Source organism: Sphingobacterium faecium, from assembly GCF_003054045.1.
Lineage (GTDB): Bacteria > Bacteroidota > Bacteroidia > Sphingobacteriales > Sphingobacteriaceae > Sphingobacterium > Sphingobacterium faecium.
Genome location: NZ_QBKH01000002.1, coordinates 56,332 through 68,335 on the forward strand (window position 1 = coordinate 56,332; position 12,004 = coordinate 68,335).

The 12,004-nt window shown below is 36.5% G+C and carries 10 protein-coding genes; all 10 read left to right on the forward strand.

What is annotated here, in order from left to right:
- The first annotated feature begins 18 nt into the window (after window positions 1–18).
- Window positions 19–1,032, forward strand: coding sequence for a 2Fe-2S iron-sulfur cluster-binding protein (locus C8N37_RS04705; RefSeq protein ID WP_108157832.1), 1,014 nt, complete (start codon window positions 19–21; stop codon window positions 1,030–1,032).
- Between the two features lies 1 nt (window position 1,033).
- The gene (gene nuoH, locus C8N37_RS04710) at window positions 1,034–2,074 is read left to right on the forward strand and encodes an NADH-quinone oxidoreductase subunit NuoH (protein ID WP_108157833.1); all 1,041 of its coding nucleotides are present in this window, start codon (window positions 1,034–1,036) and stop codon (window positions 2,072–2,074) included.
- A gap of 12 nt (window positions 2,075–2,086) precedes the next feature.
- Complete coding sequence (locus tag C8N37_RS04715; protein ID WP_045753752.1) at window positions 2,087–2,599, forward strand: NuoI/complex I 23 kDa subunit family protein; 513 nt, start codon at window positions 2,087–2,089, stop codon at window positions 2,597–2,599.
- A gap of 10 nt (window positions 2,600–2,609) precedes the next feature.
- Window positions 2,610–3,107, forward strand: coding sequence for an NADH-quinone oxidoreductase subunit J family protein (locus tag C8N37_RS04720; RefSeq protein WP_094771699.1), 498 nt, complete (start codon window positions 2,610–2,612; stop codon window positions 3,105–3,107).
- Window positions 3,107–3,436: an NADH-quinone oxidoreductase subunit NuoK gene (nuoK, locus tag C8N37_RS04725; protein ID WP_045753750.1), complete on the forward strand. Its 330-nt coding sequence runs from the start codon at window positions 3,107–3,109 to the stop codon at window positions 3,434–3,436. The genes C8N37_RS04720 and nuoK overlap by 1 nt, the downstream gene beginning before the upstream one ends.
- Before the next feature lie 33 nt (window positions 3,437–3,469).
- The gene (gene nuoL / locus C8N37_RS04730) at window positions 3,470–5,389 is read left to right on the forward strand and encodes an NADH-quinone oxidoreductase subunit L (protein ID WP_108157834.1); all 1,920 of its coding nucleotides are present in this window, start codon (window positions 3,470–3,472) and stop codon (window positions 5,387–5,389) included.
- A gap of 25 nt (window positions 5,390–5,414) precedes the next feature.
- The gene (locus tag C8N37_RS04735; protein ID WP_108157835.1) at window positions 5,415–6,860 is read left to right on the forward strand and encodes a complex I subunit 4 family protein; all 1,446 of its coding nucleotides are present in this window, start codon (window positions 5,415–5,417) and stop codon (window positions 6,858–6,860) included.
- Between the two features lie 36 nt (window positions 6,861–6,896).
- A complete protein-coding gene (locus tag C8N37_RS04740; RefSeq protein ID WP_108157836.1) occupies window positions 6,897–8,276 on the forward strand; it encodes an NADH-quinone oxidoreductase subunit N in 1,380 nt (459 codons plus the stop codon).
- Between the two features lie 128 nt (window positions 8,277–8,404).
- Window positions 8,405–10,942: a DUF5686 family protein gene (locus C8N37_RS04745; RefSeq protein WP_108157837.1), complete on the forward strand. Its 2,538-nt coding sequence runs from the start codon at window positions 8,405–8,407 to the stop codon at window positions 10,940–10,942.
- Window positions 10,943–10,946: 4 nt separating this feature from the next.
- Window positions 10,947–11,720, forward strand: coding sequence for an enoyl-CoA hydratase/isomerase family protein (locus C8N37_RS04750; RefSeq protein WP_108157838.1), 774 nt, complete (start codon window positions 10,947–10,949; stop codon window positions 11,718–11,720).
- Window positions 11,721–12,004: the final 284 nt, after the last annotated feature.

Below are 12,004 nucleotides of genomic sequence, written 5' to 3' on the forward strand. Positions count from 1 at the left end.
GATAAACGAGATACGAAGATGGCAGAAGAGATAAAATTGAAAGTTAGTATAGATGGTATCCCTATAGAAGTAGCGTCAGGCACTACAATTTTGAATGCGGCACGTCAAATCGGCGGAGATATTGTTCCTCCTGCGATGTGTTATTACTCTAAATTGGAAGGTACTGGAGGTAAATGTCGTACCTGTCTGGTTAAGGTATCAAAAGGATCCGATAAAGATCCTCGTCCGATGCCTAAACTGGTTGCTTCTTGTCGAACAACAGTTATGGATGGTATGGAAGTTGAAAATATCACTTCACCAGATGTGGTAGATGCACGTAAGGCTATCGTCGAAATGTTACTTATAAATCATCCATTAGACTGCCCTATTTGTGATCAGGCTGGAGAATGTAAGTTGCAAGATTTAGGTTTTGAGCATGGTTCTGCACAGACTCGCTATGAGTTTGATCGACGTACCTTTGAACGTATTGATATTGGAGAGAAAATACAATTGCACATGAATCGATGCATTTTATGCTATCGTTGTGTTTTTGTTGCGGATCAGATAACAGATAAACGCGTCCATGGTATTATAGGACGTGGAGATCATGCCGAGATTTCGACTTATATTCAAAATGTCGTTGATAATGATTTTTCAGGAAATGTCATTGATGTATGTCCGGTAGGTGCTTTGACAGATCGAACTTTCCGCTTTAAGAACCGTGTTTGGTTTACAAAGCCTGTAGATGCGCATCGTGATTGTCCTACTTGCTCAGGTAAGGTGACTTTATGGTATAAAGGGGCTGATGTTATACGTGTGACCGCAAGGAAAGATGAATTTGGTGAAGTAGAAGAATTTATCTGTAATACCTGTCGCTATGATAAAAAAGAAACTCGCGATTGGAAATTAGAGGAACCAACGCCAATTAGCGATCAATCTGTGATTGCTTCTAATCATTACACGCGTTTTAATCCACCAGCAGTTATTGAAAATGATCCTGTACTACAGGAACAAAATTTAGAACAACTGGCTAGAACTGAAAAATTGAAATAATATGGAGTGGTCATTTGTCATCGAAAAATTTGCCCTTGTCACAATTGTATTTGTTGTCACACTTGTGATCGCGATGTACTCGACATTGGCGGAGCGTAAGATTGCTGGATTTATGCAGGATCGCTACGGTCCAGATCGAGCAGGAATTTTTGGCTTATTGCAACCATTCTGTGATGGTGGAAAATTCTTTTTTAAAGAAGAAATCATTCCTGCCGGAGCACATAAGACTTTATTTATCATGGGTCCCACTATTGCTATCATTACAGCATGCATCAGCTCTGCTGTTATTCCATGGGGGCAATCGTTAACGATCGGTGATCGCGTGATCTCACTACAAGTTGCGGATGTGAATGTCGGTATTCTTTATATGTTTGGTGTGATCGCATTAGGTGTGTACGGTATTATGCTAGGCGGTTGGGCATCGAACAATAAATTTTCACTAATGGGGGCTATTCGAGCAGCTTCACAAAGTATTAGTTATGAGATCGCAATGGGATTATCCATTATTGCCTTATTGATGATTACAGGATCACTATCCCTAAAAGAGATCGTTGCAGACCAATCCGGATTTGTTAATTGGAATATTTGGTCTCAGCCTTTGGGTTTTATCATTTTTATGGTTTGTGCTTTTGCAGAGTGTAATCGTGTTCCATTTGATTTGCCAGAATGTGAGACTGAATTGGTTGGTGGATATCATACAGAATACTCTTCTATGAAATTGGGACTCTATATGTTCTCTGAATATATCAATATGTTTGTTTCTTCGGCATTAATGGCTTCTCTTTATTTCGGAGGGTATAATTTCCCTTTTATGAATGACTTAGGTCTTTCGGAGAATTGGATAACGATTCTGGGCGTATTGGCATTCTTTATTAAAATATTTGCTTTTATCTTTTTCTTTATGTGGGTACGATGGACTTTACCAAGATTCCGTTATGACCAATTAATGAATTTGGGATGGAAAATGTTAATCCCTTTAGCCATAGCAAATATCGTTTTAACAGGAATTATTACATTGATTAAGGATACATATTTTTCATAGAAAGGAACCGTTATGCAACCACTAAGTAATAGGAAAAAAGTTTTAGAACAGAAACCGATGAATTTTATGGAAAGGATTTATTTCCCAGCCATTGTAAAAGGTTTGTCCATTACGTTAAGACATTTTTTTAAAAAAATACCTACGATTAAATATCCCGAGCAACAACGACCTTTTTCTAAAAATTTTAGGGGACAACACTCTTTAAAACGAGATGAAGAAGGGCGTGAGCGTTGTACGGCTTGTGGATTATGCGCCTTGTCGTGCCCAGCAGAGGCGATCACGATGATTGCTGCTGAACGAAAAAATGATGAAAAGCATTTATACCGAGAAGAGAAATATGCCGCAGTATATGAAATCAATATGCTCCGTTGTATTTTCTGTGGTCTTTGCGAAGAAGCATGTCCTAAAGAAGCCATTTATTTGGATGGACCACATGTGACCGCCGATTATTTACGTAAAGATTTCATTTATGGAAAAGATAAGTTGGTAGAACCAAAATTTGATATTACAAAGTTGAATAGTTAATCAAAGACTTATGACCGTTTTTTATTTAGTTGCTTTCCTTTCTATTTTTTTCGCGCTGATGACCATCTTCACGAAAAACCCGGTGCATAGTGTTCTGTATCTCGTAATTACGTTTTTTACATTTACCATTCACTATATTTTATTAAATGCACAGTTTTTGGCTGTGGTGAATTTCATTGTATATATGGGTGCAATTATGGTGCTCTTTTTATTTGTACTGATGTTGTTGAATCTCAATAAAGATACAGAGCCTATGAAATCCAATCTAGTAAAAATGATGGGTGTGATTGCAGGTTGCTGTTTGGTAGTTGTTCTTTTTGGTGCATTTCGAGTTTTTGACTTGTCAAATCCTTTGATTGTAAAAGATCCCGATATCGGTTTAGTGAAAAATTTGGGAAAAGTGTTATTTAAAGAGTTCCTGCTTCCGTTTGAATTGTCTTCGATTCTATTGTTAACGGCTATGATTGGAGCAGTTTTATTGGCGAAAAAAGAAACAAGAAAAGTATAATGGAAGCAGCAATTCAACAATTACAAGGTGTTCCAATCAATCATTATTTGATTTTTTGCAGTATAATTTTCGTCATTGGTGTGATCGGCGTGCTTATTCGTCGTAATGTCATTATTATGATGATGTCTATTGAATTGATGTTAAATGCTGTTAATCTTTTATTAGCTGCATTTTCAGTGCAACATGGTGATGCTTCGGGACAAGTATTTGTATTCTTTATCATGGCTTTGGCAGCAGCAGAGGTTGCGGTCGGTTTAGCTATTATTATTATGGTATATCGAAATACGAAGTCGGTAGACATTGAGTCTCTTCACAAACTTCGTTGGTAATTTAGAGCATTAAAAAAAAGAAAGATAGTAGCTATGCGTGATTTAATTTGGTTAATTCCTTTATTGCCCTTGATTGGATTTCTGATCAATGGTATAGGACGACAAGTACTTTCAAAAGGTTTGGTAGGTTTTATCGGTAGTACTACCGTATTTGTTTCCTTTCTATTGAGTTGTACCTTATTTGCATCTATATATGAGGACCGTACGAGTGGTGAAAGTGGAATTATATTATATCATATTTTTGATTGGATCAAAATTGGAAATTTAGATATTTCTCTTTCGTTTCTGGTTGATCCCTTAAGTGCAATCATGTTACTCGTTGTAACGGGTATAGGATTTTTAATACATGTATACTCAATTGGATATATGCAGCAGGATGCTGGTTTTGCAAAATATTTTGCCTATCTGAATCTATTTATATTTTTCATGTTGCTATTGGTGATGGGGTCCAATTACTTGGTCATGTTTATTGGCTGGGAAGGAGTAGGGCTATGTTCCTATTTATTGATTGGCTTTTGGTATAAAAATAGTGATTACGGCGCAGCCGCGAAGAAGGCTTTTGTCATGAACCGCATCGGTGATTTGGGGTTTCTGTTAGCCGTTTTCTTTATATTCAATGCATTTGGTTCTTTAGAATTTGCAACTGTATTTCAATCTGCGAAAAACTATCCTATTGGGGATATGACCCTATTAACGATTACACTTTTGTTATTCGTGGCAGCAACAGGTAAATCGGCGCAGATTCCTTTATTTACTTGGCTACCGGATGCCATGGCTGGACCGACACCTGTATCGGCTTTAATACATGCTGCTACCATGGTGACAGCGGGTATATATATGATTGCTCGATCCAATATTTTGTTTGTTCTTTCTCCTCTAACGCTCCAGATCATCGCTGTTATAGGTGTTTGTACTGCACTTTTTGCGGCAGCAGTTGCTCTAACACAAAATGATATTAAGAAAGTACTGGCTTACTCAACCGTGTCGCAGCTAGGTTATATGTTTTTAGGATTAGGTGTTGGCGCGTTTACAGGAGCTTTCTTTCACGTATTGACCCACGCATTTTTCAAAGCCTTATTGTTTTTAGGTGCTGGATCAGTTATTCACGGTATGAGCAATGAACAAGATATGCGTAAAATGGGCGGTTTAAAAAAAGTATTACCTATTACCTATATCACGATGCTGATCGGTACCATTGCCATTTCGGGGATTCCTCCCTTTTCTGGTTTTTTCTCGAAAGACGAAATTTTAGCTCATGCTTTTGCTGCTAACCCAATTTTTTGGATTTTGGGATTTGCCGGAGCTTTGATGACTGCTTTTTATATGTTCAGATTGATTTATCTGACCTTTTTCGGGACTTTTAGAGGTACTGAAGAGCAAAAACATCACTTACATGAGTCTCCTAAATCGATGACTTTTCCCTTAATCATGTTGGCTGTATTATCTATTTTTGGAGGAGTCTTAAATCTTCCAGAGGTATTAGGGGGAAATGCTTGGTTGGCTAATTTCTTATCCCCCGTATTTGCAGATGGTGCTCGTCTACAACATACGCATGCCATTGAGCATAGTACTGAATATATGTTAATGGGAGTATCTATTGTTGGAGTTTTAGTAATGGCATTTGTTGCTTACAATAAATATGTCAAGCAAGGGGTTGTTCCGCAGCATGATCAAGTGGCAAGGACTGGCCTTGCAAAACTTTCTTATCATAAATTTTATGTCGATGAAATCTATGATCAATTGATTGTAAAACCGATTAATTGGTTATCTGTATTTTTTGGAAAGGTTGTGGATACCTCAGGCATCGATGGTTTGGTCAATGCAATTGGTAGATCATCATTTATGACAGGAAAGGGAGTACGTCTTTTACAAAGTGGAAATGTAGGTTTCTATCTTTTACTGATGGTAGTTGGGGCAATTGCCATCTTTATATACGGTTTATTGAGTTTTTAACATTGTAATAGCTATTTGATAATCAATGGATAACCTATTTTTACTTATTTTAACCCCTATAATTGGCGCAATCTTTTTACTATTTGTATGTCAACATGCATTAGCGAAAAAAGGGGCGTTGATTTTGTCTTTGATCACGTTGGGTCTGACTATTCCTTTTATTTGTCAATTCAATGCTTCAGGTGACTTTAATTATGAACAATCCTATCCATGGATTGCTGCTCTTGGAGTAAATTTTCATATTGGTATTGACGGTATTAGTTTGCCTTTATTGGTTTTAACAAATGTTTTAGTGCCATTGATTGTGCTCACGACTTTTAAAAAACCTTTTAAAGGTGATTTCTATGCATTGATGTTTTTCATGCAGAGCGGTTTGATGTTAGTGTTCTCTGCTATGGATGCTTTTACATTTTATGTGGGATGGGAAGCTGCTTTAATTCCGATTTATTTTATATGTGCATTGTGGGGTGATGGAGATCGAATTCGAGTTAATTTAAAGTTCTTTGTCTATACGTTTTTTGGTAGTTTATTGATGTTGATTGCCATATTATATCTACACCAACAGGTTGCTACCCATGATTTTGAATGGCATTCTTTTGTCTCACTTGATTTGGATGCTTCTACACAACGTTGGATATTTTGGGCATTCTTTATTGCTTTTGCTATTAAAATACCCATTTTTCCTTTTCATACGTGGCAACCAAATACGTATACACATGCACCTGCGGCAGGCACGATGCTATTAGCGGGCATTATGTTGAAAATGGGTGTTTACGGTTTATTGCGCTGGTTATTACCCGTTGTGCCAGAAGCTGTTGCCAGCTATGGTCAACTAGTGATGGTTTTATGTGTTTTTGCTGTCGTTTATGCCTCCATCATTGCTATTCAGCAGCAGGATGCGAAGCGACTGATTGCTTATTCTTCTATTGCTCACGTTGGATTAATTAGTGCAGGTGTGTTTACTTGGAATTTAACGGGTATGGGTGGTGCTATGATACAAATGATCAATCATGGTATATCTGTAGTTGGTTTATTTTTCGTACTTGATATCATTCAAGATCGGACTGGATCAAGAGATTTAAGAGATTTAGGCGGTATTGCAAAGCAAGCCCCGCGATTGGCTATTGTGTTTTTGATTATTATCATGGGCGCAATTGGTTTACCACTAACAAATGGTTTCATTGGTGAATTTTTACTATTAAAAGGGATTTATGAATATGGCATTTGGTATGCCGTTTTTGGAGGGCTAACATTGATTTTGGGTGCTGTCTATATGTTACGGTTATATCAAAAAACAATGCTCGGAACAACATCTGAAAGGACTGCGTCTTTTGTCGATATTTCTGGTGTTGAATTATATACACTAATAATCATTTCAGGATTGATTATTTATTTAGGAATTTTTCCAAATAGCTTATTGCATATTTCTTCAGCTTCATTGGATGTATTGGCTACATTCCTTGGAAGATAATTTTAGACTTAAACTTTACGAATAATAGATTCGATTATGGGGGCGATTATTACATTATCAATATTAGCATTATTGGTACTTTACTTAGGGTTATTTAAAGCAAATAAATCATTATTACCGGTATCTTTAGTTGGACTCCTTGTCGTCATCGGCCTATTGATCCATGATTGGAAAGCAGAAGCTATACCTTTATATAACGGGATGGTTTTATTTGATCACTATGCTGTAGCATTCTCCATACTTTGTACCGTGATTACGTTGCTGGTTTTGATACTATCTAAGGGGTATTTCACGTCTTCTAGTGATCATGTGGCAGAGTATTATACTTTGTTATTATTTTCCTTAACGGGTGCTGTTTTGGTTAATAGTTTCCACAATTTGGCGCTATTGTTTTTAGGGATAGAGATTATGTCTGTTGCCTTGTATATTCTGGTAGGGATACGGAAGAAGGATCCTGCTTCCAATGAGGCAGCTATTAAGTATTTTATCATGGGAGCGTTTTCAACGGGATTTCTGTTGTTTGGTATCACTTTGTTATACGGCGCTTCAGGATCCTTTGATCTGGTTATGATTAAAGATTATGTCACGAGTCATCCTAATGAGATCTCCCCATTGTTTTATGGAGGAATATTATTAATGATTATTGGTCTGATTTTCAAAGTCGGTGCTGCCCCTTTTCATTTTTGGACTGCAGATGTTTATGATGGAGCTCCAATCTTGATTACCAGCTTTATGAGTACAGTTGTTAAGATCGCATCCTTTGCTGGCTTGCTTCGTTTATTTACATTCTCCCTTTTACCCTTACAGGATTTTTGGACACCAATCTTTTTGGGCATCGCCATTATTACGTTATTTATAGGTAATCTTTCGGCTTTAATGCAATCGTCATTTAAAAGAATGTTGGTGTATTCCAGTATTTCGCATGCAGGTTACATGCTGTTTGCTATTATTGGTGTGGGAATAAATTCTGCTAATGCTATTTTTGTTTACGGAGCTTCCTATTCTTTAGCTACTCTAACTGCTTTTGCTGGATTGATTTTAGTGAAACGAGCAATGGGTTCAGATCATTTCGAGTCATTTAATGGGTTGGCCAAAAAAAATCCATATTTAGCGGCTATCCTGACTATAGCGATGTTATCCTTAGCTGGTATTCCATTGACAGCAGGCTTTATTGGTAAATTTATGATGTTCAGTGCAGTAATGGCTGATTATCATATTTTGTTATTGATATTAGCTGTTTTAAATGCAGCGATTGCTGTATACTACTATTTAAAAGTGGTAGTAGCGATGTATTTTAGAAATGGTGAAGCTAAACATATCCCGATCAATATGAATTATGTTTTGCTCTTTATTGTGACCACAGTATTGACGATTTTAATCGGTGTCTACCCAAATTGTTTTATGGAGTTAATTTAGATGGTATAATATTTGTGAATATCGCATGCATAGCTTATATAAGCTATGCATTTTTTATTTTTATTTCATGCTCTATAATTTATAGACAAATTGTATATTGTCAGTAGAATAAGTAATTGCAGATATTCATGATGTTTTTAGTACCGATTATAACTACAATAAAAAGACTTTTTATTATTGCTGTTGTGCTGGGTATTTTGACAAGCCTAGGATTCGCACAACGAAATATTAAAGGTCGTGTCATCGATGGTAAAACTGGAAAAGGGATCCCTTTAGCTAGTATTTCTTGGAGTGGTCATCATGGTGGTACTTCTGCTGATACCCTCGGTAATTTTAATATTACCCTGCGGGATGAATTTGACCAGATTGCTTTTAGAGCTGTTGGTTATGAGCTTAAGTTAGTCGATCTCAATATGATTCAAGATTCGGTTTTGAATATTTTGCTCTCTGGCAAGGAAAATCAGATCGGTGAAGTAGTGGTTCATGCTAAAGGTCGTAAATATAAAGATCCTGCGTTGGCATTAATCGAAAACGTAATTGCCCATAAAGATGCTAATCACATCTCCCGGTTAAAACATATTCAATACGAGGAGTACGAAAAATCACAATTTGGTACTGTAGATCTAAAAGCAAGAGTAGATAAGCTCCCTCGTAAATTGCGGTTTTTGTTTGAGAATAAAGATACGATCAGTATCCCCGGTAGTTCTATTTTACCTTTTTTCTTAGAAGAAAATGTTTCAGAAGTATATTCCACATTCAAACCTTCAAGAAGGAAAAAAATCATTATAGGACATAAAGTGACGGAGTTGAATAAGCGTTATATCAACAATGCCAATATCCAAAGTTATTTTCAAGATCAATTTCGAAACATTGATATTTATGAGAATAACATTCAGTTGATCAGTAAATCTTTTTTAAGTCCAATAGCAGGAAATGCTCCTTCGTTTTACAAGTATTCCATTAAAGATACTTTAGTTCATAATGGTCTCAAGTATATTGAATTGTATTTTGAAGCCAAGTCAAAAATGGATGTATTATTTAAAGGATCTATTTGGATTTCTGATGATGATCGATATGCTGTTTATTATGCGGATATGGAGCTTGGTGAAGAGGCAAATATCAATTGGGTAAATTCCATAAATATCGGTTTAGAGTTTGAAAGGCATCCTGCTGGTCAAATGATCCCTAAGCGATCTAATCTTCAGATTTTATTTGGAACGAGTAAAGCAAATGCGTTGTATGGAAAGAAAGAAACTTACTATTCAAAATATAAAGATGATCCGATCAGTGATCAAATCTTCTCCGGTATTCCTATTGAGAAACGCTATATAGATCAAAAAGATACTGTTCAATGGGATCGTGTTCGTGTAGTGCCCTTAACACAAACAGAAGCAAATACCTATACCAATATTGATTCGCTATCCGAAATGAAATCTGTCAATCGATTGATAGCGATAGGTTATTTCCTTGTGCGAAGTTATTATAATGTTGGTAAATTTGAATTTGGCCCATTAGAGTATACTTATAGCTTTAATGAAATCGAGGGGAGTAGGATACGCTTAGGAGGGAGGACTACGGAGTTGCTGTCTAATAAATTCTTTTTCGAGGGGTATACTGCTTATGGCACCAAGGATCAGAAGCTGAAATATTATTTGAATGTGGCGCATACGTTAAATGGTCAGTCTATTGTACAATTTCCTGCACATTACCTTTCAGCGACTGTTCAGCATGATGTGATGGAACCAGGTCGTAGTCTAGGATATTTGAAGGGAGATGGTTTCTTCCAGTCCTTTAGGAGAAACAAACCGACGAAATGGTTATGGAATGATATTTATCGATTAGAGCATTTGATTGAGTTCGGCAATCATTTTAGTGTCAAGACGACTTTAACTCGGCATGAACGTAAAGCTGCTGGGGATCTTTCTTTTGTGACATCAAATGCATCGCCAGATACTATTCCAGGTATTAATACTAATGATGTGCAGCTGACATTGCGATGGGCTCCTGGAGAACAATTTTATTATCGCAATTTAGTCAGAACACAGATTCGGAATAAATTTCCGATTTTGACATTACAGTACAATAAAGGTTTGGATGGTTTCTGGAATGCAAATCAACGTTATGATGCATTGAGATTTAAAATTTTCAAAAGGATATTCATGGCTCCAGCCGGAACTGCTGATATGGAATTGAGTGCTGGTCAGATATGGGGCTCATTATATTACCCGCTTTTGGAAATGCCGGATATTCAAGCGGATAAATCGGGACCTTTGCAAAATTTTGACTTGATAGCAAATATGGAATTTGTTGCAGATCGTTTCGTCAAGTTTGCATATTATCACCATTGGGATGGTTACATTTTCAATCGAATCCCTTTATTACAGCGCTTAAAATGGCGTGAGGTAACAGGATTTAAGTTCTATTATGGAAAATTGAGCGATCGTAATAATCCCAATATAAATAAAGATCTCCTCCAGTTTGATCGCGATGATCAAGGTATTTACAAGACACAAGTGATGGGCAATCAACCCTATATGGAGGGAATCGTTGGGATTGATAATATTTTTAAAATATTTAGAGTCGAATATAAAAGAAGATTAACCTATCTGAACTTACCAAATGTATCTCGTGATACGTACGGCGTTTCACTTCATTTAAATTTTTAAATTTATGGAATATCAAAATCTATTATATCAAGTGGATAAGCATATTGCTTTTATTACGATCAATAGGGCTTCGGCATTGAATGCTTTAAATCAACAAACACTAGATGATCTTGAAGCTGCCCTTGTCTCTGCCCAAAGAGATGTCGAAGTTAAGGGAATTGTCATTACGGGTGCTGGTGAAAAAGCATTTGTTGCAGGTGCCGATATTAAAGAATTTATTGATCTTAGTCAATCTGATGCGCATTCTCTTTCTCAAAAAGGACACTATATTTTTACGGAATTGATCGAAAAATCTAAGAAACCTGTTATAGCTGCAGTAAATGGTTTTGCTTTAGGAGGTGGTCTAGAATTAGCGATGGCCTGTCATATGCGTTTTGCGTCAGACCAAGCGAAATTGGGCCTTCCAGAGGTTTCTTTAGGTCTTCTTCCAGGGTATGGCGGCACGCAAAGATTGACGCGATTAGTCGGGCGCGGAAGAGCATTGCAGATGATACTTACAGCAGATATGATTAGTGCTGATGATGGATTTAGAATGGGACTGATCAATGAGGTACTACCTGCTGAGGGATTAATGGATCGGGTGATTCAGGTCTTAGATCGGATTTTTTCGAGATCAAGTACTGCTGTAGCATCGGCTATTGATGCGGTAAATGCCTGTGATGATTCTTCTAGAAATGGTTACCAAGTCGAAATTGATCATTTTTCAAATCTATTTTTAACCGACGATTTTAAAGAAGGAGTGGATGCTTTTTTAGGAAAAAGAAAACCAAATTTCTAGTATTAGTCTTTTTGTTGCCCTATTTATTCAAACCACTTAAATAGAACATTATTTCTGTGATTACAGCATGGGTAAAAGCTCTTATCGTAAGTATTTAGCTCTATTTTGTAAACCAATAGCCAAGATATCATTCAAATATTGCATTTTTTGGTATGAAGGCGCTTTGTTTAATTATCAGGGAAGATCGAAAAAAACAATTGAGCCAAGATGATACAAAAAAACTTTTGTATATGTGAAATAATGATTTAAAGGAAGGATTATACACTATTTCATCATTAAAGGCG

What these genes read in the sequence shown, in the direction of transcription:
- nuoH (WP_108157833.1), top strand. Translation starts at nt 1,034, where the DNA reads ATGGAGTGGTCATTTGTCATCGAAAAATTTGCCCTTGTCACAATTGTA.
- C8N37_RS04705 (WP_108157832.1), top strand. Translation starts at nt 19, where the DNA reads ATGGCAGAAGAGATAAAATTGAAAGTTAGTATAGATGGTATCCCTATA.
- C8N37_RS04745 (WP_108157837.1), top strand. Translation starts at nt 8,405, where the DNA reads ATGATGTTTTTAGTACCGATTATAACTACAATAAAAAGACTTTTTATT.
- C8N37_RS04715 (WP_045753752.1), top strand. Translation starts at nt 2,087, where the DNA reads ATGCAACCACTAAGTAATAGGAAAAAAGTTTTAGAACAGAAACCGATG.
- C8N37_RS04720 (WP_094771699.1), top strand. Translation starts at nt 2,610, where the DNA reads ATGACCGTTTTTTATTTAGTTGCTTTCCTTTCTATTTTTTTCGCGCTG.
- C8N37_RS04735 (WP_108157835.1), top strand. Translation starts at nt 5,415, where the DNA reads ATGGATAACCTATTTTTACTTATTTTAACCCCTATAATTGGCGCAATC.
- C8N37_RS04750 (WP_108157838.1), top strand. Translation starts at nt 10,947, where the DNA reads ATGGAATATCAAAATCTATTATATCAAGTGGATAAGCATATTGCTTTT.
- nuoL (WP_108157834.1), top strand. Translation starts at nt 3,470, where the DNA reads ATGCGTGATTTAATTTGGTTAATTCCTTTATTGCCCTTGATTGGATTT.
- C8N37_RS04740 (WP_108157836.1), top strand. Translation starts at nt 6,897, where the DNA reads ATGGGGGCGATTATTACATTATCAATATTAGCATTATTGGTACTTTAC.
- nuoK (WP_045753750.1), top strand. Translation starts at nt 3,107, where the DNA reads ATGGAAGCAGCAATTCAACAATTACAAGGTGTTCCAATCAATCATTAT.